The organism is Polaromonas sp. CG_9.11, from assembly GCF_015752225.1.
GTDB lineage: Bacteria > Pseudomonadota > Gammaproteobacteria > Burkholderiales > Burkholderiaceae_C > Polaromonas.
On the sequence record NZ_JADOVE010000024.1, the window covers coordinates 34,898 to 61,069 of the forward strand.

General features: G+C 60.7%; 26 protein-coding genes. 19 read left to right on the forward strand and 7 right to left on the reverse strand.

Going from position 1 to position 26,172, the window contains the following annotated elements; genetic code table 11:
- Nucleotides 1–29: 29 nt before the first annotated feature.
- The 14 genes from IWX85_RS17330 to nagZ all read left to right on the forward strand — a co-directional run bounded on the left by IWX85_RS17330 (nt 30) and on the right by nagZ (nt 13,239).
- Nucleotides 30–581 carry a hypothetical protein gene (locus tag IWX85_RS17330; protein ID WP_196870553.1) on the forward strand — a complete coding sequence of 184 codons (552 nt, stop codon included), beginning with the start codon at nt 30–32 and terminating at the stop codon, nt 579–581.
- Nucleotides 578–1,213 carry an RNA polymerase sigma factor RpoE gene (gene rpoE / locus IWX85_RS17335; RefSeq protein ID WP_036804948.1) on the forward strand — a complete coding sequence of 212 codons (636 nt, stop codon included), beginning with the start codon at nt 578–580 and terminating at the stop codon, nt 1,211–1,213. The genes IWX85_RS17330 and rpoE overlap by 4 nt, the downstream gene beginning before the upstream one ends.
- A 92-nt stretch (nt 1,214–1,305) precedes the next feature.
- Nucleotides 1,306–1,926 (forward strand): sigma-E factor negative regulatory protein, encoded by a 621-nt coding sequence (locus tag IWX85_RS17340; protein ID WP_231379908.1) that lies wholly within the window; start codon nt 1,306–1,308, stop codon nt 1,924–1,926.
- Nucleotides 1,927–1,950: 24 nt separating this feature from the next.
- The gene (locus IWX85_RS17345; protein WP_196870555.1) at nt 1,951–2,988 is read left to right on the forward strand and encodes a MucB/RseB C-terminal domain-containing protein; all 1,038 of its coding nucleotides are present in this window, start codon (nt 1,951–1,953) and stop codon (nt 2,986–2,988) included.
- A gap of 140 nt (nt 2,989–3,128) precedes the next feature.
- Nucleotides 3,129–4,589 carry a Do family serine endopeptidase gene (locus tag IWX85_RS17350; protein ID WP_196870556.1) on the forward strand — a complete coding sequence of 487 codons (1,461 nt, stop codon included), beginning with the start codon at nt 3,129–3,131 and terminating at the stop codon, nt 4,587–4,589.
- Between the two features lie 326 nt (nt 4,590–4,915).
- A complete protein-coding gene (lepA, locus tag IWX85_RS17355; RefSeq protein ID WP_196870557.1) occupies nt 4,916–6,727 on the forward strand; it encodes a translation elongation factor 4 in 1,812 nt (603 codons plus the stop codon).
- Nucleotides 6,728–6,738: 11 nt separating this feature from the next.
- Nucleotides 6,739–7,704: a signal peptidase I gene (lepB, locus tag IWX85_RS17360; protein WP_231379911.1), complete on the forward strand. Its 966-nt coding sequence runs from the start codon at nt 6,739–6,741 to the stop codon at nt 7,702–7,704.
- 71 nt (nt 7,705–7,775) lie between these two features.
- Nucleotides 7,776–8,117 (forward strand): DUF4845 domain-containing protein, encoded by a 342-nt coding sequence (locus tag IWX85_RS17365; protein WP_036804940.1) that lies wholly within the window; start codon nt 7,776–7,778, stop codon nt 8,115–8,117.
- 31 nt (nt 8,118–8,148) lie between these two features.
- The gene (gene rnc, locus IWX85_RS17370) at nt 8,149–8,820 is read left to right on the forward strand and encodes a ribonuclease III (RefSeq protein WP_231379912.1); all 672 of its coding nucleotides are present in this window, start codon (nt 8,149–8,151) and stop codon (nt 8,818–8,820) included.
- 172 nt (nt 8,821–8,992) lie between these two features.
- Nucleotides 8,993–9,949, forward strand: a complete 957-nt coding sequence (era, locus tag IWX85_RS17375) for a GTPase Era (protein WP_051984444.1) — start codon at nt 8,993–8,995, stop codon at nt 9,947–9,949.
- Between the two features lie 171 nt (nt 9,950–10,120).
- Nucleotides 10,121–10,870 carry a DNA repair protein RecO gene (recO, locus tag IWX85_RS17380; RefSeq protein ID WP_036804935.1) on the forward strand — a complete coding sequence of 250 codons (750 nt, stop codon included), beginning with the start codon at nt 10,121–10,123 and terminating at the stop codon, nt 10,868–10,870.
- 23 nt (nt 10,871–10,893) lie between these two features.
- Complete coding sequence (locus IWX85_RS17385) at nt 10,894–11,724, forward strand: pyridoxine 5'-phosphate synthase (RefSeq protein ID WP_196870559.1); 831 nt, start codon at nt 10,894–10,896, stop codon at nt 11,722–11,724.
- Complete coding sequence (gene acpS / locus IWX85_RS17390; RefSeq protein ID WP_196870560.1) at nt 11,724–12,116, forward strand: holo-ACP synthase; 393 nt, start codon at nt 11,724–11,726, stop codon at nt 12,114–12,116. The genes IWX85_RS17385 and acpS overlap by 1 nt, the downstream gene beginning before the upstream one ends.
- 64 nt (nt 12,117–12,180) lie before the next feature.
- Nucleotides 12,181–13,239 carry a beta-N-acetylhexosaminidase gene (gene nagZ / locus IWX85_RS17395; RefSeq protein WP_196870561.1) on the forward strand — a complete coding sequence of 353 codons (1,059 nt, stop codon included), beginning with the start codon at nt 12,181–12,183 and terminating at the stop codon, nt 13,237–13,239.
- A 124-nt stretch (nt 13,240–13,363) separates the two neighbouring features.
- On the opposite strand, the gene IWX85_RS17400 is transcribed toward nagZ, so the two are convergent.
- Nucleotides 13,364–13,873 (reverse strand): YgjP-like metallopeptidase domain-containing protein, encoded by a 510-nt coding sequence (locus IWX85_RS17400; RefSeq protein ID WP_196870562.1) that lies wholly within the window; start codon nt 13,871–13,873, stop codon nt 13,364–13,366.
- A gap of 208 nt (nt 13,874–14,081) precedes the next feature.
- Here IWX85_RS17400 and IWX85_RS20765 point away from each other — a divergent pair, with 208 nt between their 5' ends.
- The 3 genes from IWX85_RS20765 to IWX85_RS17410 all read left to right on the forward strand — a co-directional run bounded on the left by IWX85_RS20765 (nt 14,082) and on the right by IWX85_RS17410 (nt 17,503).
- Entirely contained in the window at nt 14,082–14,210 is a 129-nt protein-coding gene (locus IWX85_RS20765) for a hypothetical protein (protein ID WP_255529467.1), read from the forward strand.
- Nucleotides 14,211–14,221: 11 nt separating this feature from the next.
- On the forward strand, nt 14,222–16,153 hold the full coding sequence (locus tag IWX85_RS17405) for a hypothetical protein (protein ID WP_196870563.1): 1,932 nt from the start codon (nt 14,222–14,224) through the stop codon (nt 16,151–16,153).
- Between the two features lie 165 nt (nt 16,154–16,318).
- Nucleotides 16,319–17,503, forward strand: coding sequence for a patatin-like phospholipase family protein (locus tag IWX85_RS17410; protein WP_196870564.1), 1,185 nt, complete (start codon nt 16,319–16,321; stop codon nt 17,501–17,503).
- 146 nt (nt 17,504–17,649) lie between these two features.
- Here the strand turns inward: IWX85_RS17410 and lysS are convergent, their stop codons facing one another.
- Together lysS and IWX85_RS17420 are read right to left on the reverse strand one after the other, a co-directional pair.
- Complete coding sequence (gene lysS, locus IWX85_RS17415) at nt 17,650–19,224, reverse strand: lysine--tRNA ligase (RefSeq protein WP_196870565.1); 1,575 nt, start codon at nt 19,222–19,224, stop codon at nt 17,650–17,652.
- Between the two features lie 224 nt (nt 19,225–19,448).
- Complete coding sequence (locus IWX85_RS17420; protein ID WP_036812278.1) at nt 19,449–20,123, reverse strand: LON peptidase substrate-binding domain-containing protein; 675 nt, start codon at nt 20,121–20,123, stop codon at nt 19,449–19,451.
- A 38-nt stretch (nt 20,124–20,161) separates the two neighbouring features.
- Here IWX85_RS17420 and IWX85_RS17425 point away from each other — a divergent pair, with 38 nt between their 5' ends.
- Both IWX85_RS17425 and IWX85_RS17430 read left to right on the forward strand, forming a co-directional pair.
- A complete protein-coding gene (locus IWX85_RS17425; RefSeq protein WP_196870566.1) occupies nt 20,162–20,359 on the forward strand; it encodes a hypothetical protein in 198 nt (65 codons plus the stop codon).
- Nucleotides 20,360–20,713: 354 nt separating this feature from the next.
- Nucleotides 20,714–20,911 (forward strand): hypothetical protein, encoded by a 198-nt coding sequence (locus tag IWX85_RS17430; RefSeq protein ID WP_036804923.1) that lies wholly within the window; start codon nt 20,714–20,716, stop codon nt 20,909–20,911.
- Between the two features lie 102 nt (nt 20,912–21,013).
- Here the strand turns inward: IWX85_RS17430 and IWX85_RS17435 are convergent, their stop codons facing one another.
- From IWX85_RS17435 to IWX85_RS17450, 4 genes are all read right to left on the reverse strand, one after another.
- Nucleotides 21,014–21,433, reverse strand: coding sequence for a GNAT family N-acetyltransferase (locus tag IWX85_RS17435; protein WP_231379914.1), 420 nt, complete (start codon nt 21,431–21,433; stop codon nt 21,014–21,016).
- Between the two features lie 163 nt (nt 21,434–21,596).
- Nucleotides 21,597–22,418 carry a hypothetical protein gene (locus tag IWX85_RS17440; RefSeq protein ID WP_196870568.1) on the reverse strand — a complete coding sequence of 274 codons (822 nt, stop codon included), beginning with the start codon at nt 22,416–22,418 and terminating at the stop codon, nt 21,597–21,599.
- Nucleotides 22,419–24,302: 1,884 nt separating this feature from the next.
- On the reverse strand, nt 24,303–25,502 hold the full coding sequence (locus IWX85_RS17445; protein WP_196870569.1) for an IS91 family transposase: 1,200 nt from the start codon (nt 25,500–25,502) through the stop codon (nt 24,303–24,305).
- Nucleotides 25,503–25,514: 12 nt separating this feature from the next.
- Nucleotides 25,515–26,172: tyrosine-type recombinase/integrase (locus IWX85_RS17450; protein WP_196870570.1), on the reverse strand; the 658-nt coding region annotated here is incomplete at its 5' end.

Below are 26,172 nucleotides of genomic sequence, written 5' to 3' on the forward strand. Positions count from 1 at the left end.
TCAACAGCGCCTACCCTTCACGCACTGCCTTGAACCGCCACAATGCCCCGCCGGTGGTTTATCCGCTCGGACGTTCGGCTTTTTTGGCCGGCTTGTTGCTGGCGCTCTGGCTCGCTGGCTTTCTTTCTGTGTTGCTTTGGTGGAACGTCATGCGGCAGATTGACTTGCGCATGCTGCTGGCGGGGTTTTCGGTGATTCTTGCAGGCCTTGCTGCAAGAATCACCTGGAACAACCTTCCGGGCGGCCAACTGGCGTGGGATGGCGATGTCTGGCGCTGGGAAAGTGCCAGCTACCAGACCGGTGAGGGTGAGCATGCGTTGTCGGTGATTGCTGATTTTCAGAAAAGGCTTCTGTTGCGGCTTGAAAACCAGGCTGGTGTCAGCCTGTGGTTGTGGGTCGAGCAAAACACCATGCCTGAGCGATGGCTAGATTTGCGCCGCGCCGTCTATTCCCCGCACAAGTCGCGTGCTTCCTTGTCTACGCACGACTTTTTGCCTGTCGACTCCTCCGGTTCGCTGCCGTCTGCTGTGTCACCATCGAAAGCTATGCACTCCCAACATGTTTCGCAGGCCAGACGATGAGCGATGACATGCTCCCGCCTGCCGTCGAGAAAGTCGCGGACAGCGACGCACTGCTGGTCGAGCGCACGGTCGCGGGTGACCAGAAGGCGTTTGAACTGCTTGTCATCAAATACCAACGGCGAATTCAGCGCCTGATTGGACGCATGGTCCGCGATGTCGACCTGGTGGAAGATATAGCACAGGAAACCTTCATACGGGCTTATCGAGCCTTGGGACAGTTCAGAGGCGAAGCGCAGTTTTATACCTGGCTCTACCGTATTGCAGTCAATACGGCCAAGAAAGCCCTGATGGACCTCAAGCGAAACCCCACCGTTTCAGAAAATGCCTACAAATCCGACGATGACGATGAAACTTCCCGGGTCGAAAACGAACTAACCAGTCTTGAGACCCCTGAAACGGTGTTGGCCAGCAAGGAAATTGCCAGCATCATCAACCAGGCGATGCAGGATTTGCCGGAGGAATTGCGCGAAGCGATCACCTTGCGGGAGATTGAAGGTTTGAGCTATGAGGAGATATCCGAAGCCATGAGTTGTCCGATTGGTACGGTACGGTCACGCATTTTTAGAGCCCGTGAATCAATATCTGCAAAGGTCAAACCCTTGCTGGAAAACCAAACGGGCAAACGCTGGTGAGTTTGTTGCCCTTTCGCCGTCATTCGCCAGCCCAAGCAGTCAGTGAACAAAACCGGCAGACCCGCTGCCCATAAAACATCATGAAATCATGCATGACGACCCCCGAACTTCTTTCTGCGTTGGCGGACGGCCAGCTAGGCGAGCAGGATTTCGCAACCGCGCTTGAGGCCTGCAGCCAAGACGATGCAGCGATCGAATGCTGGAATAACTACCACATGATTGGGGACTTCCTGCGTTCGCCGGCCGACCTGCCTGCATCGTCCTTGGCACGGGAGGGCGAAATCGGATTTGCTCGGCGGCTCAGCGCGCGTCTTGCGCGAGAGTCTGTGGCTGCTGTGGTGGAGCTTGCGGCAGCTCGGCTGCCGGCTTCTCAGGATATTGTTCACCATCGTGGACCGGCATCGAACGACGGAAATTTCCGCTGGAAACTGGTGGCAGGTGTGGCGTCTCTGGCCGCTGTTTCCGCCATTGCATGGAATGCGTCCGGGCTGATGGCGCCGATGGTGTCCGCGCCCCAACTGGCACAGTCTTCCCCTTCCCAAATCGTGGTCACCTCATCGCAAGGACCCGTGGTGCGCGATGCCCGGCTGGAAGAGCTGCTCGCGGCGCACCGCCAGTTTGGAACGGCTTCGGCCTTACAGGAGTCTTCGGGTTTCCTGCGCAAGGCGACGTTTGAAACGGCGCGCAATCCACAGGCCGCCAGCGCGCGTTAAGCACCGGAAAACTTCCTGAAATCCATGATTTTTAAGAATTTAAGGCTTTTTCCGCTTGCCCTGTCAGCATTCTTAGCTATGAATTGTGTAGCTGCGCAAGTTTTGGCGGCTGCCGCTCCGCCAACGGCGTCGCCCGCAGAGGTGCGCAGCCTGAATGACTGGCTGATGCGAATGCACCAGGCTTCCGTCAACCAGTCCTATGTCGGAACCTTCGTGGTGTCGGCGGGCGGCAACATGTCCAGCGCCAAGATATGGCACGTCTGCGAAGGCACGCAACAGGTTGAGCGTGTCGAAACCCTTACCGGCGCGCCGCGTTCCATCTTTCGGCACAACGACCAGGTCACGACCTTCATGCCGGACCACAAGGTGGCACGCAGTGAAAAGCGAGAGTCGCTCGGCCTCTTTCCCCAATTGTTCCAGTCGGCCGACAGCCGGATTGCCGACTTCTACAAGTTTCGGCAGGACGGCATGGAACGGGTGGCGGGCCTTGATGCCGACATCATCATGCTCGTTCCCAGGGACCGGTTGCGCTTTGGCTACCGGGTCTGGAGCGAGCGTAAAAATGGCTTGATCGTGAGGCTCCAGACGCTCGATACCGACGGGAAAGTCATTGAAGAAGCGGCATTTTCAGAGCTTCAGCTGGACGCACCTGTCAGCTTGAGCCAGCTTGTCCAGATGATGGGCAAGGTGCAGGGCTACCGTCTCGAAAAGCCCGCGATGGTCAAGACAACGGCAGCCGCCGAAGGCTGGGCATTGAAGACGCCAGTGTCAGGTTTCAATCCCATGAACTGCTACAAGCGGTCGGCTTCCGTAGCAGGCACTGGGGCAAAGGGCGCAACCGGCGATGGCCCGCTGCAATGGATTTTTTCAGATGGCCTGACGTCGGTGTCGATTTTTGTGGAACCGTTCGACCGGCAGCGTCATGTGCGGGAAGCTGCGCTTTCGTTGGGCGCCACCCAGACCCTGACGCGTCAGCTTGATGACCACTGGATCACACTGGTAGGTGAAGTCCCCGTCCAGACCCTGCAGATGTTTGCCAATGCCCTGGAACGTAAAAAGTGAAGGCTCAACGCTGTGGCTGAAATTTTTCGGTGAATTGGCAGGGCAAGCACTTGCCTTGTCCCTGCCGATTTCCATTCGCCTGTTTATTTCGAAAATGTGCTGGTTTGGTTAATACAACTTTATTGATGACAAGGCTGAAAATGCGTGAATTGAATCTTAAACCGTTGCGGCCCTTCCTGGCTGCAAGCCTGTTGGCGATCGCCGCGACAACCTCTGTGCTGCCGGTGACATCCGTGTTGGCGCAAACCCGTACATTGCCTGACTTTACCGACCTGGTCGACCAGGTGGGGCCGTCAGTGGTCAACATACGCACCCTTGAACGAGCCAAGGCTTCATCAGTCACGAGCGGCATCGACGAGCAGATGCTGGAGTTCTTCAAGCGCTTCGGCATTCCGGTGCCGCCCAACATGCCGCGCGGGCCACGCGCCGAGCCCGGACAGCCCGATGAAGACCAGCCTCGCGGCGTTGGTTCTGGTTTCATCCTGACAGCCGATGGCTTTGTCATGACCAATGCGCATGTGGTCGAGGGGGCGGACGAGGTCATTGTCACCCTGACCGACAAGCGCGAGTTCAAGGCCAAACTCATTGGCGCCGACAAGCGCAGCGACGTTGCCGTGGTCAAGATCGAAGCCACAGGCCTGCCCGCGGTCAAGATTGGCGACATTGGCCGCCTGCGGGTAGGCGAATGGGTGATGGCCATCGGTTCGCCATTCGGCCTTGAAAATACGGTGACGGCGGGAATCGTCAGTGCCAAGCAGCGCGATACGGGCGACTATCTGCCGTTCATCCAGACCGATGTGGCCATCAACCCCGGCAACTCGGGCGGCCCGCTGATCAACATGCGTGGTGAAGTCGTTGGCATCAACAGCCAGATATATTCACGTTCCGGTGGCTTTCAGGGTATTTCCTTTTCAATCCCCATCGACGAGGCAACGCGCGTGTCTGAGCAACTGCGCATCAGCGGAAAGGTGACGCGCGGCCGAATCGGCGTGCAGATCGACCAGGTTACGAAGGACGTGGCCGAATCGATCGGACTGGGCAAGGTGCAGGGCGCGCTGGTGCGGGGTGTCGAAAGCGGCGCGCCTGCCGAAAAGGCGGGTATTGAAGCGGGCGACATCATCACGAAGTTTGAGGGCAAGCCGATCGACAAGGCCAGTGATCTTCCGCGCATGGTGGGCAATGTCAAACCTGGCACCCAAGTGACTGTCACCGTGTTTCGGCGTGGTGCCAGCAAGGACTTGTTGGTCACGATTGCCGAGGTTGAAGCCGACAAGGCAGCGCGTCCGGTTGCCAAGTCAGAATCCAAGCCGCCGGTGGCCGGCCCGGCACAGGTTTTGGGCTTGTCAGTCAGTGAAATCACTGAAGCGCAGAAAAAAGAACTCAATGTCAAGGGCGGCGTCAAGGTCGATGCGGCCGATGGCGCGGCGGCCCGCGCCGGGCTGCGCGAAGGCGACGTGATCGTCTCGATAGCCAATGCCGAAGTGATCGGTATCAAGGGTTTTGAGGCGGCACTGGCGAAAATTGACAAGACCAAAAATATCACCGTGCTGGTCCGCCGTGGCGAACTGGCACAATTTGTAATCATCCGGCCGGCGCGCTGACATCTTGCTGCAGAGCCTCGAAACCGGTTGGGCGGTGGGGCTCGTTACAATGCGGCAGCATTCCAGTAGTTTTTTACACCGGCGTTGGCGCAGTCTTCTTGCCAGCTAGCCAAGCCGAGGAAAAACCTGACTCCTGCAAAGGTCAGCAGCAGCAGATGTTGAAACGGGTCGCTCCTGGCTTTTTGCCTACAATGAAGTTCCAACTTTCGCAGTTGCCAAAGATTGTTGGTTCAGGGCGCGTCATTGCAAGACGCGCCTTTTTTTATGCTCATTGGCGTGGTGTGTTTTTTTTCGCAATATATTCAAGTAATTAGGCGTTTTTGTTGATGAATCACATTCGAAATTTTTCGATCATTGCGCATATTGATCATGGCAAGTCCACGCTTGCCGACCGGCTGATTCAGCGCTGTGGTGGCCTTCAAGACCGCGAGATGAGCGCCCAGGTGCTGGATTCGATGGACATCGAAAAAGAGCGCGGCATCACGATCAAGGCGCAGACTGCTTCGCTCCAGTACAAAGCAAAGGACGGCCAGGTCTACAACCTCAACTTGATCGACACGCCGGGCCATGTCGACTTTTCGTATGAAGTCAGCCGTTCGTTGTCAGCCTGCGAAGGCGCGTTGCTGGTAGTCGATGCCAGCCAGGGTGTCGAAGCGCAGACCGTCGCCAATTGCTACACCGCGCTGGACCTGGGCGTGACGGTGGTGCCGGTGCTCAACAAGATGGACCTGCCGCAGGCCGACCCTGACAACGCCAAGCAGGAGATCGAGGAAGTCATTGGCATCGATGCCACCGACGCGATTCCGTGCAGCGCCAAGACCGGCATGGGCATTGACGAGATTCTCGAAGCCGTGATCGCCCTGATTCCGCCGCCCAAGGGAAATCCCGAGGCGGCCTTGCGCGCCATGATCATCGACAGCTGGTACGACGCCTACGTTGGTGTGGTCATGCTGGTGCGCGTGGTCGATGGCCGCCTGGCCAAGGGCGACCGCATCAAGCTGATGGCCAGCGAAGCCACCTACAACGCCGAGCAGCTCGGCGTGTTCACGCCGCACACCGAACCGCGCTCCTCGCTCGAAGCCGGTGAAGTGGGCTTCGTGATTGCCGGCATCAAGGAACTGCAGGCGGCCCGCGTTGGTGACACCGTCACGCTGATCAAGGGCGGTAGCGGCGGCGCGGCCTTCACCGCAATCGAAGCGTTGCCGGGTTTCAAGGAAATCCAGCCGCAGGTGTTTGCCGGCCTGTATCCCTCGGAAGCCAGTGAATACGAGTCGCTGCGCGATGCGCTGGAAAAGCTCAAGCTCAACGACGCATCGCTGCATTACGAGCCCGAGGTCAGTGAAGCGCTGGGCTTTGGCTTTCGCTGCGGCTTCCTGGGTCTGCTGCACATGGAAATTGTCCAGGAGCGTCTGGAGCGCGAGTTTGACCAGGACCTGATCACGACAGCGCCCAGCGTGGTCTATGAAGTGCTCAAATCCGATGGCGAGATCATCCGGGTTGAAAACCCATCGAAAATTCCCGATGGCGGCCGCGTCAACGAGATTCGTGAACCCATCGTCACCGTGCACCTGTACATGCCGCAGGACTATGTCGGTGCCGTCATGACGCTGGCCAACCAGAAGCGCGGCGTGCAGCTGAACATGGCATACCATGGCAAGCAGGTCATGCTGACCTACGAAATGCCGCTGGGCGAGATCGTGCTTGACTTTTTCGACAAGCTCAAATCGGTCTCGCGCGGCTATGCGTCGATGGACTACGAGTTCAAGGAATTCCGTGCGTCCGACGTGGTGAAGGTCGACATTTTGCTCAACGGCGAGAAGGTCGATGCGCTGTCGATCATCGTTCACCGAAGTCAGTCTGCCTACCGTGGCCGGGCGGTGGTGGCCAAGATGCGCGAGATCATCTCGCGCCAGCAGTTCGATGTCGCGATCCAGGCGGCCATTGGCGCCAACATCATTGCCCGCGAGACCATCAAGGCTTTGCGCAAGAACGTGATCGCCAAGTGCTACGGCGGCGATATTTCCCGTAAGAAGAAGCTTTTAGAGAAGCAAAAGGCAGGCAAGAAGCGCATGAAACAAATCGGTTCGGTGGAAGTGCCCCAAGAGGCATTCTTGGCTATCTTGCAGGTGGAAGACTGATGCGCGGCGTCATGAGTTCCATCACCGCCGTGGTGCTGGCCGGCTTTGTCGGCTACGGTGCCGCCTGGTACTTCGGCCTGGTCGAAGGAAACTTTTCGGCCCTGCTGTTCCTGGCCGCTGTGGTGACCGGCATTTACTGGGTGGCCGAGCGGCTTTATTTCCTGCCGCAGCGGCGCAAGGCCGTGGCCACCCTTGATGCGAATGCCCTCCAGCGCCAGGCCGAGCTGGCCAAAATGGGCATCAGCCAGGTCGATGACCACACCCAGGACGCCAGAAGCCGGCTGATCATGCAGCCCTGGTGGCTGGACTGGACCGCCGGCCTGTTTCCGGTGATCATCATCGTTTTCCTGCTGCGCTCGTTTTTGTTCGAGCCGTTCAAGATTCCGTCGGGCTCGATGATCCCGACGCTGCTGGTCAATGACCTGATCCTGGTGAACAAGTTTCACTATGGCGTGCGCCTGCCGGTCATCAACCGCAAGATACTTGACAACCACAGCCCCGAACGAGGCGACGTGATGGTGTTTCGCTATCCGCCCAAGCCCAGCCTGGATTACATCAAGCGGGTGGTCGGCATTCCCGGCGACGAGGTGGCTTACCTGAACAAGAAGCTCACGATCAACGGCAAGCCCTTGCCCAAAGTGGCGCTCCCGGATTTTTTCGATGCCGATTCAATGCGTTATGCCAAGCAGTTCGAGGAAACCAACGGCGAGCGGAAATACCGGCTCCTGAATGACGACGACCGTCCGTCCTTCATCGCTGGCGCCGACAATTTTCCCTACCGGGACCATTGCCGCTACAGCACCGAAGGCGTGGTGTGCAAGGTGCCTGAAGGGCACTATTTCATGATGGGCGACAACCGCGACAATTCCCTCGATTCGCGCTACTGGGGCTTTGTTCCCGAGCAGAACATTGTTGGCAAGGCATTTTTTGTCTGGATGAACTTTGGCAATCTCAAGCGCATTGGTTCATTTGATTAAGCGCAAAACCGCTCGCGTCCCAGTCATCACAAAAAGCATTTCTTCATGAATTTCTCTGGGAATCCGGATCAATGAAACACAAGCAACGTGGTATTTCCTTCATCGGCCTGCTGTTTTTCGGCGCCATTGCGGCCGGCACCTTCATTCTGGGTGCGCAGGTGCTGCCGACATTGATTGAATTCCAGGCCATCACCAAGGCCGCTACCAAGGCCACGGTAGGCAGCACGGTGCCCGAAGTCAGGGCAATCTTCGACAAGGCCGGGCAGATCGACGACATTCACTCCATTTCTGGCAAGGACCTGGACGTGACCAAAGATGGCGACAAGACGGTGGTGGCTTTTGCCTATACGCGTGAAATCCACCTGGCTGGACCTGCCTACCTGCTGCTGAAGTACAGTGGGCGATCCAAGTAAAGTGCGCACCGCTTCTCCCTCCAGTCCTGCCTTGCAGGCCCTGCAAAAGCGCCTGCAGCATGAATTCGCCAATCCGAAGCTGCTTGCCCAGGCGCTGACACACCGAAGCTTTTCTTCCGATCACAACGAACGTGTCGAATTCCTGGGTGATTCCGTTCTGAACCTGGCGGTGGCCGGACTGCTGTTCGAGCAGTTGAGCGAACTGCCTGAAGGCGATCTCTCGCGCGTCCGGGCCAATCTTGTCAAGCAAGACACGCTGCACCACCTGGCCGTGGTGCTGGGCTTGCCCGACCTGCTGCGGCTGGGCGAAGGCGAAGCCCGTTCCGGCGGAAAGAACCGGCCGTCCATGCTGGCCGATGCGCTGGAAGCCGTGATCGGCGCGGTCTATCTGGATGCGGGCTATGACAAGGCCGACCAGCTGGTGCGCCGCCTGTTCAAGGATGTCCAGGTGAGCCCGCAAATGAAAGCCATCGGCAAGGATCCGAAAACAGAATTGCAGGAGTGGCTTCAGGGGCGCAAAATGCGCCTTCCCGCCTACAAGGTAGTTGGCACGCTGGGGGCTGCGCACCAGCAGACTTTTGAAGTGGAATGCGAAATCACCGAATTCAGCCGCGCCGAACGCGGTACCGGCATCTCACGGCGGGCTGGCGAACAGGCCGCTGCCAGTGCCATGCTGCTTTACGTCAAGACACTGGCTGCGTGACGGCCTTTTTGCCAATGCCGCCACTGGCCGGCCATCCAACACGATTGAATTGATTATGAGTACCGGAAAAAAAGAATCCAGCCCAACTGCTGATACCTTGTCCCAGTCGGGGCAAACGGCCATCTCTCCCGCATCGCTTGCGCCAGCGCAGAGCCAGGACGCCATCGACGCCATGCTCGCCCAGGCGACGGCTTCGCGTGGCGCGGCTGTGCCGGCGGACAGCGGCACGCAGAGCCTGCCACCCGTGGGCGAACAGCGCTGCGGGCTGATTGCCATTGTCGGCAAGCCCAACGTCGGCAAGTCCACCCTGCTCAATGCACTGGTCGGCCAGAAGGTCAGCATCACTTCCCGCAAGGCGCAGACCACGCGCCACCGGATCACCGGCATGCGCACGCGCGCCGCGACGCAGTTTGTATTTGTCGATACGCCGGGCTTTCAGACGCGGCACGGCAACGCGCTGAACCGTTCTCTGAACCGCACGGTGGTCGGCGCCGTCAATGACGTGGACCTGATCGTTTTTGTGGTGGAAGCCGGCCAGTTCAACCTGGCCGATGCCAAGGTGCTGGCACTGCTGCCCGAGAAAACACCGGCCATCCTGCTGGCCAACAAGTTCGACCTGATCCACCGCCGCGCCGAAATTGCTCCCTGGTTGCGTTCCATGCAAGAGCGGCACAATTTCTCCGAATTCGTGCCGATGTCGGCCAACAATGCCAAGGATGTCGAGCGCCTGTTCGGGATTTGCGAAAAATACCTGCCGGTCCAGCCGTGGATGTATGGCGCCGACGAACTGACCGACCGCAGCGACCGCTTCATGGCCGCCGAGATCATCCGCGAAAAGCTGTTTCGCCTGACCGGCGACGAGCTGCCCTACACCTCGACCGTCATCATCGACCAGTACGAGGAAGAGGGCAATCTGCGCAAGATTGCCGCGACCATCGTCGTCGAGCGCGACGGCCACAAGGGCATGATCATTGGCGAGAAGGGCGAGAAACTCAAGCGCATCGGCACCGAGGCGCGGCATGAACTCGAAGCGCTGACCGGCGGCAAGGTGTTCCTGGAGATCTGGGTCAAGGTCCGCTCCGGCTGGGCCGACGATGAAGCACGCGTCAAGACCTTTGGCTATGAATAGCCCCCACGGTCACCCATTGCGTGTGGCTTCCTGCCCCCGGGGGGGCTGCTGCGCCTGCGGCCTGGCAAAGCCGGTCCCGCGGCCCTTGCTTGGGAAAGCGCAGAGCCACGTTGGTCACTTTGTGGCCGGTGCTGTCTTGAAATGCTGATCGCTTGATCTGGCACCTTTATCTTGGCCATCCAACGCATCAGCAACGAACCCGCCTATGTGCTGCACCGTTACGACTGGAGCGAGTCCAGCCTGGTCCTGGATGTGTTCACCCGTCACTATGGGCGGGTGGCGCTGGTGGCGCGCGGGGCCAAGAAACCCAGTTCCAGCTTCCGGCCGATTTTGCTGCCCATGCAGCCGCTGCATGTGGCCTTTGGCGGCGATGCGGAAATCCGCAACCTCAAGAGCGCTGAATGGCAGGGCGGCCATGTCATGCCCAGCGGCGACGCGCTGCTCTCGGGTTATTACCTGAACGAGCTGCTGATGCGCCTGCTGGCCAGGGACGACCCGCATGCGCTGCTGTTCGACGCCTATGCCGCCACGGTCCAGCTGCTCGCCAGCCAGAATGCCGACACGCTTCAGCTGGCGCTGCGCGCCTTCGAGTTGCGCCTGTTGCAGGGTATTGGCTTGTTGCCCCGGCTGGACGTGGAAACCGCGACGCTGGCGCCCGTGGCCGCGCAGGCGCGCTATGTGCTGGTCGCTGAAGCCGGCCTGCGGCAGGCACATGACGATGACCGTATCAGCTTGAGCGGCGAACACTGGCAGGCGCTGCAGCAGTCGCTCGGTGACAAGGCGCTGTTTACCGACACGCTGCGGGCCTGCGTGCCGGCCGCCAATGAACTGAAAATCCAGCTGCGCGCCTTGCTGCACTACCATTGCGGCGTCAGGGTTTTGAAAACCCGGCAGATGATGATGGACCTGCAAGCCCTTTAACGATTTATTCGATTGATGTCGCCATGATCGCCTTATTCCATTCCGGCCCCCGTTCGCATCTGCCCCATCCGCCGGGTACCCTGAAAACCGTGCTGTCGGTCAACGTCAACAAGGTGGCGCTGCTTCGAAATACCCGGCACCTGGACATTCCGAGTGTGCTGCGCGCCGCCGAGTTGTGCCTGCAAGCAGGCGCCAACGGCATCACGGTGCATCCCCGGCCCGACGAGCGCCATGTCCGCGCTGACGATGTGTATGAAATTGCCGCGCTGATGAAGGACTGGCCGCACTGCGAGTTCAACATCGAAGGCAATCCGCTGCAGAACCTGATGCATTTTGTCCGTGACCTGTCGGCCCGGGGCCTGCCGCTGCACCAGTGCACCTTCGTGCCCGACAGCGAAGACCAGTTCACCAGCGACCATGGCTGGAGTTTTCCGCAGGATGCCGAACGTCTGCGGCCACACATCGAATATGCCCATGCGCGCGGCGTTCGCGTCAGCCTGTTCATGGACCCGGTTCCCGAGGCCATGGCGGCCGCCAAAGGCATCGGCGCGGACCGGGTCGAGTTGTACACCGAAAGCTATGCCCGCGACTGGTCTGGTCCGGAAAAAAACAAGGCTTTAGACCAGTTTGCGCAGACAGCGCGTGCAGCGGCAGCTGTCAATCTGGGAGTCAACGCCGGACACGACCTGAACCGCGACAACCTGGCTGAATTCCTGCGGGCCGTTCCCGGCGTGCTCGAAGTCTCCATCGGCCATGCGCTGATGACCGACGCGCTGGAACTCGGTTACCAGGCCACGGTCAAGGCGTACCTGCACTGCATCAACGAGGCGTTTGCGCCTGCCACCGTGGCCTGATGATCTACGGCATCGGCACCGACATCTGCGACATCCGCCGGATCCGCGCCAGCCTGGCGCGCCATGGCGAACGCTTTGCACAAAGAATTTTGAGCGACGGCGAACTGGCGACCTGGATAGAGCGCAGCGCCCGCTGGCCCGACCGGGGTGTCAGCTACCTCGCCACCCGTTTTTCCGCCAAGGAAGCCTTCAGCAAGGCGATCGGCCTGGGCATGCGCATGCCCATGACCTGGCGGCATTGCGAAATCGCCAAGATGAACAGCGGCAAGCCCGAAATCGTGCTGCATGCCGCGCTCAAGGAATGGTTTGACGCCCGCGAACTGACGGCACACATCACCGTCACCGATGAAACCGACTATGCCGCGAGTTTTTGCGTTGTAGAGAAAAGATAGCGGTTGCGCAGGACAGGCCTGCATAAGCAGCTATGAATTTAATAGTCACCCTGAAAATATTCCCATGACCCAGCACGCCCCCCTCATTATCGACATCGCCGGTCTCAAACTGAGCAAGGACGACCGCCGTCGCCTCAGGCATCCGCTGACCGGCGGCATCATCCTGTTTGCCCGCAACTGGAAAGACCGCCAGCAGCTTGGCAAGCTGTGCGCCGAGATCAAGGCTTTGCGCGACGACCTGCTGATCTGCGTGGACCACGAAGGCGGCCGGGTGCAGCGCTTTCGCACCGACGGACTGACGCACCTGCCGCCGATGCGTGCATTGGGGCAGCAATGGATGCGCGACCAGCTCGCCGCCACCAATGCCGCCACCGCCTGCGGCTATGTGCTGGGCGCCGAACTGCGCGCCTGCGGCGTCGATTTCAGCTTCACGCCGGTGCTGGACCTGGACCATGGCGAAAGCAGCATCATCGGCGACCGTGCCTTTGGCCGCGACCCGCGCGTCGTCAGCCTGCTGGCCAAGAGCCTGATGCACGGCCTGCTGCAAAGCGGCATGACCAACTGCGGCAAGCATTTTCCCGGCCACGGCTTCGTCAAGGCCGATTCGCACACCGACATTCCGGTGGACACGCGCACCCTCAACGCCATCCTGAAAGACGATGCCGCGCCGTATGAATGGCTCAACACCACGCTGTCCAGCGTGATGCCGGCGCATGTGATCTACCCCAAGGTCGATGCTCGGCCGGCCGGTTTTTCCAGCAAATGGCTGAACTTCATCCTGCGCAGCCAGCTCGGTTTTGGCGGCGCGATTTTCAGCGACGACCTGAGCATGGCCGGCGCCCGGCTGATCGATGGCGTGGAAGTGAGCTACCTGGAGGCCGCCATCGCCGCGCTCAACGCCGGCTGCGACATGGTGCTGCTGTGCAACCAGTCGGTGGGCGATGGCAAGCCGGTCGATGAATTGCTCGATGGCATGGCCGAAGCGCTGCTCAAGTGCCGGTGGGAAGCGCTGGACGCCAGCGAGTTGCGTCGTGAGGCCCTGCTGCCGCAGACGCCCGCGCTGGAGTGGGACGAACTCATGGTGCACCCGGCCTACATGCATGCGCTGGGCTTGATTCCCTGATTCCATTTCCAAATGCAATCCGAGATGGCGTTCCTTCGCCTTGGCGTGCTGCAGCCGGTTCTCCGGCTTCGCGTCAACTCCGGATTGATGTGGAAGCCCATTTACCCGCACCGGCCTGGCCTGTTCAGGCCATGCCGGGCCACTCCAGCTTGCCCGCCGCATCGATGTGCGTCAGGTACACGCGCAGGTCAAACTCGTACTGGTGGTAGAGCGGCTCCATGTAGGTGCAGAGCTGGTAGAAGGCCCTGTCATGGCCTTTTTCCTTGAGGTGCGCCAGTTCATGCACGGCGATCATCCGTAGAAACTCGACCGGCACTTCCTTGAACAGCGACGCCACCCGGATTTCACGCTTGGACTTGAGCTTGCTGCCCTGCACCCGCGAAATCGTGGTGTGCGTGCCCAGCGCGTGGGTGATGATCTGCAGCTTGCTGTCGAACGCCACCTTGGACAGCGGCTCCGAATTGCGCAAAAACTCATTTTTCAGCGCCATGACATAGTCATACAGGGCCTTGTCGGTACGTACCGCGTGGGCATGGCGGTATTTGGCCAGCAGCGTATCGCCCAGGCTGCCCTTGGCCAGCAAGTGCTGAACCTGCGCTTGAAGGTTCTCCGGGTAGCCGGCAAGGTATTTCATGGAATTTACTCTTATTTTTGTAGCTGAAGGTGCTTATGGATAGTGCGCAAGAGGCTGTTTTCATTCAAAAAATGGCAGTTGCGGGATGCTGCCGGATGGTAGCGTAAACCGTCTAGTCACTGATCAGCTGGCGGCCGGACCGGTTTGAAGCCAGCTGCAACACCGTCCGCGCCTATTCGCATGGTTTGTGTATGGAAAAGTAATTCTCATGGCTGTAGATGCGGCAGGCGAGAAGAATCGCAAGCCGGTTCGCATCAGGACGGCCTTGTTCTCAAAGCCCGGCGAACTGAAAAGCGCCTGCAAGCGCAAGCACTTGCAGGTCGACAATCTTGTTTGAGGGGAAGCATCATGGCAAAAAACGTCTTGCGATTCACCCAGGACATGGCCGCTGCCAGCGAAGAGGTCACGCGACGGGGCGGACGGATTACCCAGCAGTTCAGCCCGACGGTCTTTGTGGCCGAACTTCCGGATGCCGCCGACGAAGCGGCGATGACCGCATCAACGGACCAGCCGACCCAGCCGCTCGACGAGCCCTCGCAACTGGCCGTTGATGCGTGGACCCACGGCGTCCAGGCCAGAAGCGCCCTTGCCGGCCAGGCCCGGTCGCCGACCGAAGGCTTGAGCTGGGACACGCCGGGCTACGAGCCGCCGCGCGAACTGGAGCCGCGTGAAACCGGGACGCGCGCAGCCGGTGCACCCGAAGCCCCGGCCGAGTCGACCGGCACGCCGACCAGCCGCTACCTGATCGGTTCGGTGGCGGTCGGCGTCGTGCTGGTGTCGCGCAACACCGGCGCGGAAGTCCTGAGCAGTGCCGAACGGGTCAAGATCATCCAGGAAGTGCAGGAGGGGCTGGGCTGGCTGGCCGGCGTCGAGCCACGGGCCCGGGTGTCCTTTGTCTATGACATTCGCACGGTCACCGTGGCGTCTGCCCCCGGTCCCTATGCCGGCGTTGCCGATGCCTATGAGCGCTACGAGCGCGACTGGCGCGACGCCGCGCTGGCAAGCATGGGCTATGCCGCCGGGCGGCCCGGCTACCAGAAGTACGCCAGCGACCTGCGTGCCAGCCGGCACACCGACTGGGCCTACGTGGCTTTTTTCACCAAATACCCGCTGAACCATTTTGCCTATGCCATCGTCGAGAAGGTGGTGATGAACTATGCCAACGACGGCTGGGGACCCGACAACATCAACCGGGTGTTCGCCCACGAGTCGTGCCACATCTTCGGCGCCGCCGACGAATACGGCGCGTGCGCCTGCGGCGCCACCAGTGGCCACCTGGCGGTGCCCAACAGCAACTGCGTCAACTGCTTCCCGCCAGGGACCCAGCTGGCTTGCCTCATGAATGCCAACACCCTGGACATGTGTACCTTCAGCCGACAGCAGATCGGCTGGGACGAACGCCTGTTTCCACGCCAGGTCGGCTGGTCGGGCTGGGTGGCGCTCGGCACGCCTGCAGTGGGCTTTGCCGGCGCGCCGGCGGTCATCTCGCGCAATGGCACGGTCTGCAACATCTACGTTCGCGGCACCGACAACGCGCTCTGGCAAAAGGCCTGGTTCAACAACGCCTGGCATGACTGGGGGCGGCACAACGACGGCGGCGTGCTGGCTTCCGAGCCGGCGCTGGGCTCGATGGGACCGAACCACGAGCATGTGTTCGTTCGCGGCACCGACAACCAGGTCTGGCAGAAGTTCTGGAAAGCCGAGAGCGGCTGGTCGGGCTGGTTCGCACTTGGTGCGCCTGCGGTAGGCTTTACCGGCGCACCGGCGGTGGTCTCGCGCAACGGCACGGTCTGCAACATTTACGTGCGCGGTGCCGACAACGCGCTCTGGCAAAAGGCCTGGTTCAACAACGCCTGGCATGACTGGAGCCGCCACAACGACGGCGGCGTGCTGGCTTCCGAGCCGGCGCTGGGCTCAATGGGGCCTGACCACGAGCATGTGTTCGTGCGCGGCACCGACAACCAGGTCTGGCAAAAGTGGTGGACAGGCGCGGGCGGCTGGTCGGGCTGGGTGGCCCTGGGCGCGCCTCCGGGCGGCTTCACCGGTGCGCCATCGGTCATCTCGCGCAACGGCACGGTCTGCAACATCTATGTGCGCGGCGCCGACAACGCGCTGTGGCAGAAGGCCTGGTTCAACAACGCCTGGCATGACTGGGGCCGCCACAACGACGGCGGGGTGCTGGCCTCCGAGCCGGCGCTGGGCTCGATGGGGCCGAACCACGAGCATGTGTTCGTTCGCGGCACCGACAACCAGGTCTGGCAGAAGTGGTGGCAGGGTTGATGTGGATGTGGATGTGGATGTGGATGTGGATGTGCGCGCCAGCATGCTGAGCCCTGGTCGCGTGGCGGTCCTTGCGGCTCAGCAGCGCGCCACATCCAATTCCGCGCAGCGCCGGCTAAAGATGAGCAGGGAATGGTGGCCCTGGCGGTTTGGTACCCTCGGAAGATGAAAATTTCCAACGGTGTCTTACCCCTTCTTCCCGCCAGCGGCCACCCCGTGGTCAACCTGGCGCTACAAGGCGGCGGCTCGCACGGCGCCTTCACCTGGGGCGTGCTGGACGCGCTGCTTGAAGACGGCCGCATTGACATCGAGGGCATCAGCGGCACCAGCGCCGGCGCCATGAACGCCGTGGTGCTGGCGCATGGGCTGGTCAGCGCCCCTGGCCAGTCCCGGGTCGCACGGCATGAAGCGGCCCGTCAGGCGCTGGCGACTTTCTGGAACGGCATTGTTGACCTGGGCACCGTGTCGTCTTCGCTGTCCAAGTCGTTGTCGCTCTGGCAGCGCGCGCCTTTCAACGTCCTGCTGGGCCAACTGGGCGGCGGCATCTGGTCGGCGTCTCGCTGGACCGATGAACTGACCCGCTACTGGTCAGGCAGCGTGTCGCCGTACCAGAGCAACCCGTTGGACATCAACCCGCTGAAGGATTTCCTGGCGTCCCAGGTCGATTTCGAGCGGCTGGCCGCGCATCCTTTCCCGGCAACGCCCAAGGTATTCGTGGTGGCCACGCGCGTCAGCAGCGGCAAGGCTGAAGTGTTTTCAGGCAAACGGCTGACGGCTGACGCGGTCATGGCGTCGGCCTGCCTGCCGATGGTGTTCCAGGCGGTCGAGATTGAAGGCGATCATTTCTGGGATGGCGGCTACACCGGCAACCCGGCGCTGCACCCGCTGCTCTACGAATGCCAGAGCCGCGACATCATGCTGGTTCAGATCAACCCGATCCGGCGCGACAAGCTGCCGACCCAGCCCGGGGAAATCGCCGACCGGGTCAATGAAATCACCTTCAATGCCGGGCTGGTCGCCGAAATGCGCGCCATTGATTTCGTCAAGCGCCTGCTGGCCGAAGGCAAGCTCGAAGCATCGCAGTACAAGGACGTGCTGATGCACCGCATCGACGGCGGTGACGTGCTGGACAGCTACAGCGCCTCGACCAAGGCCTCGACCGATGCCGGCCTGATCCATGCCCTGCGCGACCTGGGCAGGCTGTACGCGGGCCAATGGCTGGCCCGGCGCTACGCCATGCTGGGCGTCGAATGCAGCGTCGATATTGCGCACGACTACCTGGATGACCTGCGCCTGCCGGTGGAACGGGCGACGGCCGCGCCGAAAAGAAAGCAGCCTGTCCTGGACTAAAAACGCGGCCTGCGCAGCTGGCTGGAGCGCATTCTTTCTGACTGAGAAATGACATTTAAAGAATGAAATATGCTTTTAGCGCACGCTGTATATGCCTTTGAAGCTATTAATTAAATAGCAAAATTTCCAGTTGAACGGCTTCTGTTTTAAGCTTCCCGGCGCAGCGCCGGAAACAAAATCACGTCGCGGATGCTGGCGCTGTCGGTCAGCAGCATCATCAGCCGGTCGATGCCGATGCCGCATCCGCCGGCCGGGGGCATGCCGTATTCCAGCGCGCGGATGAAGTCGTGGTCGTAAAACATGGCTTCGTCGTCGCCGCTGTCCTTGGCATCGACCTGCGCATTGAAGCGCGCAGCCTGTTCCTCGGCGTCGTTCAACTCGCTGAAACCATTGCCGAATTCGCGGCCGGTGATGTACAGCTCGAAACGCTCGGTGACCTCCGGCCGCTCGTCGTTGGCCCGGGCCAGCGGCGAGATTTCGGTGGGATGCTCCATGATGAAGGTCGGCTGCCAGAGCTTGTCTTCCACCGTTTCCTCAAAATACAGCACCTGCAGGCTGGCCAGCGAACGGCCGGCCAGGCGGTTCTTGGCTTCACTCAAGCCAAGCTTTTTCAGCGCGTGGGTCAGCCATTCGGCGTTGTCCACGTGGTCGCCGGCATCGGTGTGCTTGAGGATGGCTTGGCGGATCGTCAGGCGTTCAAACGGCTGGCTCAGGTCAACCGGTTTGTCGGCATAGCTCAGTTGCAGTGAACCGCAGACTTTCTGCGCAATGTCGCGGATCAGGTCTTCGGTGAAAGCCATCAGGTCACGGTAGTTCCACCACGCCGCATAGAACTCCATCATGGTGAACTCGGGGTTGTGGCGAACGCTGATGCCTTCGTTGCGGTAGCTGCGGTTGATCTCGAACACCCGCTCGAAGCCGCCGACGATCAGGCGCTTCAAATACAGCTCGGGCGCAATGCGCAAAAACATTTCCTGGTCCAGCGCGTTGTGGTGCGTCTTGAACGGCTTGGCATTGGCGCCGCCCGGAATCGGGTGCAGCATCGGCGTCTCGACTTCCAGGAAATCGTGCGCCACCATGAAGTCACGAATGCCGCTGACCGCCTTGCTGCGCGCCATGAAACGCTTGCGCGCGGCCTCGTCCATGATCAGGTCGACATAGCGCTGGCGGTACTTCACTTCCTGGTCGGCCATGCCGTGAAACTTGTCGGGCAGCGGCCGCAGGCTCTTGGTGACCAGCCGGATGCTGTCGGCATGAATCGACAACTCGCCGGTCTTGGTGCGAAACAGCGTGCCGGCGGCGGACACGATGTCGCCCAGGTCCCAGTGCTTGAAAGCGGCATGCACGTCTTCGCCGACGCCGGCATTGTTGATGTAGAGCTGGATGCGGCCGCCCGTGGGGCCGAACGACGCATCTTGCAATGTGGCAAAGCTGGCCTTGCCCATCACGCGCTTGAGCATCATGCGGCCGGCCACCGTGACCTTGACCGCCAGGGGTTCGAGTTCTTCGTTGCTCAGGTGGCTGTACTGCGCAAACAACGCTGCGGCACGGTGTTCCGGCTTGATGTCGTTGGGAAAGGCCACGCCCCGGCCGTCGGCCTGTTGCTGGCGCAGGACGGCGAGCTTTTCCCGGCGCTCCACCATGAGCTGGTTTTCGTCGTGAGGGGCAGGGGCTGCAATGCCGGCGGCGGCGGTTGCGGAAGAGGTCGGTTGGCTGGACATAAAGGTCGGTGTTCCGGAAAAAAAAGAAGGCTGGAAAAGTGCTGGCGAGGGCTGGGCCAAGCGCAGGCACACAGGCAGCTCACGCAAAGCGCCGCGCTGTTTCGCCCCGCAGGGTGGGACACAAGCGCCGAACCGCTGATTTTAGTTTTTTAACGGGACGATTTTGGCAGGCATGCACTGCCGCCTTCGCTTTGCCCTGAATGCGGGGCCCTGCCCGCGACACATCAGCGCGAAATGCCGTGGCGCTCCAGCACGTCGCAGACCAGTTCCAGCCTGAGCAGCGGATTTTCCAGTTCCATGAGCTGCTGCTTGACCTTGAGCGGCAAGGGCAGCAATTCGCACCAGCGGTTGGCCACCCAGCCGCAGTCCTCCAGCTGGTAAGGCGGCAGCAGGGGCATTTTTTCGGAAGGCGTGTCGCCATTGAGCAAGCCCTTGATCAGCTTGCCCAGCGCATCCGCCGCTTTTTGCAGGTCATGCGGAATTTTCACCGGCAGGTCGTCGTCGATGCGCACCACATCCGAAATCCACAGGCCATGCTTGAGCTTTTCGCGGCGGGCGATGGTGAAACGGTGTATGCCCTGGCATTGCACCACCATCAACCCGGGCTGGGGCACCGAATACTCGATGATTTGGGCCAGCGTGCCGACGGCATTGAAGGTTTCATCGGCAAAGCCATCGGCCCCGGCTGACGCGCCTCCGGCCGCCGGCTTGACCGCCCGGCGAACTTCCGAGCCTTCGGTCAGCGACACCACGCCAAACGGCGCGCCCGTCTTGTGGCATTTGCCGATCATGTCCAGGTAGCGGACCTCGAAAATCTGCAGCGGCAGCAGGCCGCCAGGGTAGAGCACGGTGCCCAGGGGAAACAGCGGAAGGGAGTTCAATGTCAGGATGTCGGACATGATGGCAGGCTTCAAATTAGGTTGACCCGCATCATCCCATGATCTCCTTTACTGCGCATGGGGTGGATGCTGATTTACCTCATTGGCTTGCAGGGCGGGCGCGGCACGACGCTGGTTTGAACGTCATTTTTTCAGGATGCGGCATGCAGATCAGGAAAATGCGGCCAGCACTGGTACGGCTGGCACGTTGCCCAAGTACAAAGCGCCAAGTAAATCACTATGAAAAGAATAGCTGAAAGTGCCCGCTGGTTGGGCGGTATAGGCAATTTTTGCATTCCAATCGTGCTGAAAGTTTTTTCAAACCATCACGTTTGCGTTCAAAGGGTCTGCGAGGGCGCTCTGCTTGAACGGCTTTGTGAATCAGGGCCGTGCAGGATTTGCCAGCGGTTGCGAAGACTGACACCGGAATAGCAGGGCAGGTTGACCCGTGTTGGCCAGGAACGGCGGTTGCAGGCCTGCGAAGCACGGGGCTCGGCGTTCGCGAGATGGAAAGGTCAGGTGTCATCCGGCACGCAATGTCTGGTTTTGTCCTACCCTGACCGCTTTGTATTCAGGAAAAGATAGACGTTCACCAACCGAAGGAAGAAGCCATGACTGACCCGCGCAACATAGCCCACGACAAGAAAGTCCAGCAAGAGAAAAAGCACCAAGGCCAGGAGATCGCGCCCGGGGCAGACAAGACGCCGCAACCGGGCAAGAAAACCCATATGGAAAACCATGCCTCCGACGTTGCGAAAGTGCCCGACGAAGCAGCAACAGTACCAACGGGCGAAAAGCCCTTGGAATAACACCTGCCGTGCTGGGAGGCCTGGTGGCGTCGATCGCTATGGGGGCCTGACGGTTGACCCAGGCGGCCGGCTGCACGTACGCCAGACCGCTTGAAGGGAATATCAGGCATCCGGTTGCAAGCGCTTGCTGAGCACGACGCTGCGGTAGACCTTGCCCGGCCACTGAACCCCGCCGACCTCACGGTAGCCGAGCCTGGCGTACAACCCGATCAGATGCGTTGCCGGTTCGGCAGTGTCCATGGCCAACTCACGAAAGCCATTTTCTGCCGCCCACGATTCCGCTTGGGCCAGCAACATTCGACCGATGCCCAGGCATTGACGGTCCGGGTCGACGGCGAACTGATGGGCAGCCGCGACACCGGGACGGGTGAAGTATTCGCAGTCGTTCTCAGAGTAGGTCGGCTGAACGACGATGGTTCCCACGAGGGTGTTCGCGAGGGTTGCGACATAGCAGGTACCGCCGCGAATGCGCCTGGCCGTGACTTCCGCCGATTGATCTACGGCGGTGTAGTTCAGGCCCATGTCTCCCAAACGTGCGTAGGCTCGGTGAAAAAGACTTGTCAGCTCAACGAGGGAGTCGGACGTAGAGAAAATGCGTACTTGTGGCATGGGGCGGAATGGTGATGCGGATGTCTAACGTTTGACTTAAGCGCCTAGCCGTAGGCCAGTCCGCTTGAAGGAAGGGTTAGGACGCACCGGGCGCCGACGGCTCGGGCGGTACCAGACCATAGGTTTCTGGCATATCGAATTCGGTGAAATCGTTAGTCTTAAATCGCTCAACCAAGTATGTTCTTGCCTTGATCTTGACATCTGCGAGTTTTGCGTAGGCGCGCTGAAGCGTCTCTAAGCAATTAGCAGTGCTATTCACAATCGTTCCGAACAGATGCTTGCCCAAGACAAGCTCGATGGCTTCTTGAGTGACAACGCCGCCGTTCGGAATGATCGAGGCAGCCAGTGCAGGTTGCACCTTCTCAAAGTGGATAGAAGATCGCAGATTCCATTGGTTCAGCGCCTCGACGTAGTTTTCTTGCGCTAGGTAGAAATCGTATAGGACAGCACGGCCCGACTTTGAGTCAATTAGGAACGCAAGATCGGGCACTTGCAGGATGTTCTTCGACACGTCAAAGCTCGGGGTTGCTGGGATTGAGATAAACCGACCGGGATTGCCCAAATGCTCGAATACATAGTCTCGCTGAATCAACACTATCGTGTTGATTTGCTGGAGCAGGGCAAAAATCAATCTGTGTGCTGAGGTCAGTGCGTTTCGCTCCTCGACGCGCGCCTGCATTTGGCGCTGCATCGCATAGGCCAGCATGGCGCCTAAAAGTGCGCCGATGAGGGTTGCCATTCCGTTCGCAAGTGCATCCGGTGTAAACGGCTTGAGCGCAGCTACTAGATCTGCGGCAGAGGCTGCTGCACTTGCTGACTCTGGCGTAGCGCCCGCGACCGGCGCCGATGCGGCTATTACTAACGATGCTGCCTGTGAAGTTGGAAGTGCTGCATACATGGTTCGCGAGACCTAACGTGTGAATTCAGTGGGCGGCGAAGCCGATCCACTGCAATGCCGGGTTAGGACCTTGGTGCTTGAATAAGGATTCGTGGCGCAACCTGAAAGCCCGAAGCGCGGAAGCGCCGCCACTATGGAAAGCATATCTGAAACCACAGGCAGGGACTGCGCTAGCGGCACCTTGGGCATGAAGTTTGGCATGCGTGACTGTATAAAAGCTAACGTTGAAGTTCAGTGGTTGCGCAGCAATCCACTGCAACGCCGGGTTAGAACCTTGGTGCCAAAACAGGCACGCCTGGCAAACCACTGCGGCCCGCAGCGCGCAAGCGCCCGCGCCACACCAAGCCGACCAGCCAGAACAGGCAACACTGCAAAAAAGATAGCTGGCTGCGCAAGCAGGGCGTGCGCTAGAGGCAGTTTTGGCATGATGTACGGCATGGATGGCTTTCGCAACCTAACGTATGAATTCAGTGGGCGGCGAAGCCGATCCACTGCAATGCCGGGTTAGGACCTTGGTGGTAGAACAAGCATTCGTGGCGCAACCCGAAAGCCCGAAGCGCGGTAGCGCCGCCACTATGAAAAGCATAGCTGAAAGCACAGGCAGGGCGTGCGCTAGCGGCACCTTGGGCATGAAGTTTGGCATGCGTGACTGTATAAAACCTAACGTTGAAGTTCAGTGGTTGCGAAGCAATCCACTGCAACGCCGGGTTAGGACGCTGAGGGTAAAACTAGCACGCTCGGCAAACCGCTGCGGCCCAAAGCGCGCAAGCGCCGGCGCGACACCAAGCCGGCCAGCCAGAACAGGCACCGCTGCAAAAAAGATAGCTGTCTGCGCAGGCAAGACGTGCGCTAAAGGCAGTTTTGGCATGATGTACGGCATGGATGGCTTTCGCAACCTAACGTATGAATTCAGTGGGCGGCGAAGCCGATCCACTGCAATGCCGGGTTAGAACCTTGGTGCTTGAACCGACACGCTTGGCACAACCGCCCAGCCCAAAGCGCGGCAGCGCCGCCACTATGAAAAGCATAGCTGGAAGCACAAGCAGAGCGTGCGCCAGCAGCACCTTGGGCGTAAAGTTTGGCATGGTTGACTTTGCAAACCTAACGGCCAAGTTCAGTGAGCGGCGTAGCCGTCCACTGCAACGCACAGTTAGAACCGAGCCAATTAAAACGCACAGGCTTTCCGACGCTACGAAAAGAGAATCTGCTTGCCCAAGCAAAACAACAGCCGGAGCCCGCTTTGATACTGAAACCGGACACACCACGGGAACCGCGAGCGCGAAGGTGGTTGTGAGCTGAAAGCAAAAGCGCGGAATTAACCATGGGGCGGGATTATTACGAGCAGGCTAACGTATGAATTCAGTGGGCGGCGAAGCCGATCCACTGCAATGCCGGGTTAGAACCTTGGTGCTTGAACCGACACGCTTGGCACAACCGCCCAGCCCAAAGCGCGGCAGCGCCGCCACTATGAAAAGCATAGCTGGAAGCACAAGCAGAGCGTGCGCCAGCAGCACCTTGGGCGTGAAGTTTGGCATGGTTGACTTTGCAAACCTAACGAATAGCGTTTATCGGCCGCTGCCGCGCTGCAGGCCAAGCGCACCGCTGCTGGTCAGCGGCAGATAAACCTGTTGGACTGAACCGCCGCCCTGGACGGTAGCCAGAGGGGATTGAAAGCTTCGCCGTGCCGGCTGGATCAGCTCAAGAGCGTGCTGGCGCTGCAAACGGGCGTGGTGCAAGGACGCCGCTCACGCAACGCGGCCCAGATCCTGGGATAGCGTGGCCGTTTTGGACGATGGGCGCACAGACTGGACCATGCCGCGCGCAGCACGACCAGCAACGCCAGGTCGCGACATGTCAGCGGCTGTGAAGACCCACATCCAGGCGTCATGGCGGCCCCCGGCCCTGTGGCCACACCGTGGTGGCGCCGGGCGCTGGCAACTGCTGGGCTCCGCGCAGCGCCCGGCTGACATGCAGGCGCCCCGTCCCGCAGCACGGGCACAGGTCCACATCAAGCCTGGCCACCTTGGCCATGAAGGATTTGACCGGCTCGACGACCCGAGGGTCGATGACTGGCATCTGAAGTGCCAGGCGTGCAGCACCCAGCTTGACTGCCTTGCAGCTCGAAGCGAGCACCCCGTAGTGGCGAATGCGCTTGAGGCCGCTGGGCAGCACATGCCGCAGGAAGCGGCGCACGAACTCCACGCCGGGCAGCCGCACGGTGCGTTTTCCCCCATGCGCATCGGCGCGGACCTTGAAGGCAATGTCACTCTGGCCGACCGATGCAATGCGTTCGTTGCCGATGGCTGTGCGGTGCGTGTAGCGGCTCAGGTAGTCCAGCACCTGCGCCGGCCCGCCCAAAGGTGTTTTGGCATACACCACCCAGTCGTGCCGGTAAAGCTGCCGGTGCCGCTCGCGCCAGGCAGCCGCCTGTCCCTGCGGGTCGCGTTCGATCTTTCCAGCCTTGCGCGCGCTAGAGAGCGCGGCCATGAACTTTCCCCGAAATACCCTGGACAGCGCATGCACCGGGAACAGGAAGCCGGGCGCGCGCGCGGGCGCTGACCACTGGCCGTCCTTGGCCAGCACCCCGCAGGCCATCACCGCATGCAGGTGAACATGGGTTGCCAGGTCCTGCGTCCAGGTGTGCAGAACCAGGCTGAAGGCGGCCGTGCCGTGGGCGCTCCCCATCCACTGGCTGCTGGCGGCAAACTCGCCAAGAGTTTGCGCCGTGCAGGCAAACAAGGTATCGATGACCCAACGCGGGTGCGCGCCATACAAACCATTGAGACTGTGCGGCAAGGTGAACACCAGGTGTGCGTACGGCACGGGCAGTACCTCGGCCAGGCGTCCCTGCAGCCAGGCATCTTTAGCCCGCGCGCCGCATTGCGGGCAACAGCGGTGGCGGCACGAGTGGTATTGCCAGTGGCGGTGAGGGCAGGCATCACAGGTGAGCAACTGGCCGCCAAGCGCCGGCGTGCGGCAAGCTACGATGGCCCGCCAGGCTTTGGCCTGCGCGGTGCTCAACAGGTGATCGGCCAGATAAGCCGGGCCAAACTGGCGCAGCACATCGGCCAGGGTGGCGCTCATGGCGCGCCGGGCTCAGTGACCGGGCTGGCGTACGGTTGTCTGGGGTGCGCGAGGCAGCTGCGACAGCAGTGCCAGCGCGGCATTGTCTGCGCTCCCGCCCGGTCGCGCCATGGACAGGTAGCGTCCGGTCGTGCTCAGCTGGGCATGGCCCATCAGCTGGCTGATGCTGTTCAGGTCAACGCCGCCCTCCAGCAGGTGAGAGGCAAAGCAATGGCGCAGCGAATGGATGCCGCCGGCCTTGGTAATCCCGGCAGCCTTGCGAGCCGCGTAGTAGTAAAGCTGCGCACTGCTGCAGTCCAGAGGCCGGGATGAATCGCGGCGGCTGGCAAACAGCCAGTCATCTCCCGTGGCGCCGGATCGGCAGGCACGCCAGTACAGGCGCAACTGGTCGAGCAGCTCGGGCGTGAGAAGGCTGTAGCGGTCCCTGGCGCCTTTGCCCTGGACAACGCGGATGCACATGCGGTCCGGTGCGGAATCGATGTCGCAGCCGCGCAGGTGACACAACTCATTGAGGCGCAGGCCGCTGGCGTAGGCCGTCATTAAAAAGGTGCGCGCCTTGATGGGCATCGGCGCGTCCAGCAAGGCGGCCACCTCGGCGCGCGAGAGCAACTCGGGCAGGCGCTGCGGGATTCGTCCCAGCGGGATCTTGACGCGGCGCTCGGGCTGGCCC

Excerpts from the sequence above, each read along its gene's own strand:
- rpoE (WP_036804948.1), top strand. The coding sequence starts at position 578 with ATGAGCGATGACATGCTCCCGCCTGCCGTCGAGAAAGTCGCGGACAGC.
- IWX85_RS17340 (WP_231379908.1), top strand. The coding sequence starts at position 1,306 with ATGACGACCCCCGAACTTCTTTCTGCGTTGGCGGACGGCCAGCTAGGC.
- IWX85_RS17345 (WP_196870555.1), top strand. The coding sequence starts at position 1,951 with ATGATTTTTAAGAATTTAAGGCTTTTTCCGCTTGCCCTGTCAGCATTC.
- IWX85_RS17350 (WP_196870556.1), top strand. The coding sequence starts at position 3,129 with ATGCGTGAATTGAATCTTAAACCGTTGCGGCCCTTCCTGGCTGCAAGC.
- lepA (WP_196870557.1), top strand. The coding sequence starts at position 4,916 with ATGAATCACATTCGAAATTTTTCGATCATTGCGCATATTGATCATGGC.
- lepB (WP_231379911.1), top strand. The coding sequence starts at position 6,739 with ATGAGTTCCATCACCGCCGTGGTGCTGGCCGGCTTTGTCGGCTACGGT.
- IWX85_RS17365 (WP_036804940.1), top strand. The coding sequence starts at position 7,776 with ATGAAACACAAGCAACGTGGTATTTCCTTCATCGGCCTGCTGTTTTTC.
- era (WP_051984444.1), top strand. The coding sequence starts at position 8,993 with ATGCTCGCCCAGGCGACGGCTTCGCGTGGCGCGGCTGTGCCGGCGGAC.
- IWX85_RS17385 (WP_196870559.1), top strand. The coding sequence starts at position 10,894 with ATGATCGCCTTATTCCATTCCGGCCCCCGTTCGCATCTGCCCCATCCG.
- acpS (WP_196870560.1), top strand. The coding sequence starts at position 11,724 with ATGATCTACGGCATCGGCACCGACATCTGCGACATCCGCCGGATCCGC.
- nagZ (WP_196870561.1), top strand. The coding sequence starts at position 12,181 with ATGACCCAGCACGCCCCCCTCATTATCGACATCGCCGGTCTCAAACTG.
- IWX85_RS17400 (WP_196870562.1), bottom strand. The coding sequence starts at position 13,873 with ATGAAATACCTTGCCGGCTACCCGGAGAACCTTCAAGCGCAGGTTCAG.
- IWX85_RS20765 (WP_255529467.1), top strand. The coding sequence starts at position 14,082 with ATGGCTGTAGATGCGGCAGGCGAGAAGAATCGCAAGCCGGTTCGCATC.
- IWX85_RS17405 (WP_196870563.1), top strand. The coding sequence starts at position 14,222 with ATGGCAAAAAACGTCTTGCGATTCACCCAGGACATGGCCGCTGCCAGC.
- IWX85_RS17410 (WP_196870564.1), top strand. The coding sequence starts at position 16,319 with ATGAAAATTTCCAACGGTGTCTTACCCCTTCTTCCCGCCAGCGGCCAC.
- lysS (WP_196870565.1), bottom strand. The coding sequence starts at position 19,224 with ATGTCCAGCCAACCGACCTCTTCCGCAACCGCCGCCGCCGGCATTGCA.
- IWX85_RS17420 (WP_036812278.1), bottom strand. The coding sequence starts at position 20,123 with ATGTCCGACATCCTGACATTGAACTCCCTTCCGCTGTTTCCCCTGGGC.
- IWX85_RS17425 (WP_196870566.1), top strand. The coding sequence starts at position 20,162 with ATGATCTCCTTTACTGCGCATGGGGTGGATGCTGATTTACCTCATTGG.
- IWX85_RS17430 (WP_036804923.1), top strand. The coding sequence starts at position 20,714 with ATGACTGACCCGCGCAACATAGCCCACGACAAGAAAGTCCAGCAAGAG.
- IWX85_RS17435 (WP_231379914.1), bottom strand. The coding sequence starts at position 21,433 with ATGGGCCTGAACTACACCGCCGTAGATCAATCGGCGGAAGTCACGGCC.
- IWX85_RS17440 (WP_196870568.1), bottom strand. The coding sequence starts at position 22,418 with ATGTATGCAGCACTTCCAACTTCACAGGCAGCATCGTTAGTAATAGCC.
- IWX85_RS17445 (WP_196870569.1), bottom strand. The coding sequence starts at position 25,502 with ATGAGCGCCACCCTGGCCGATGTGCTGCGCCAGTTTGGCCCGGCTTAT.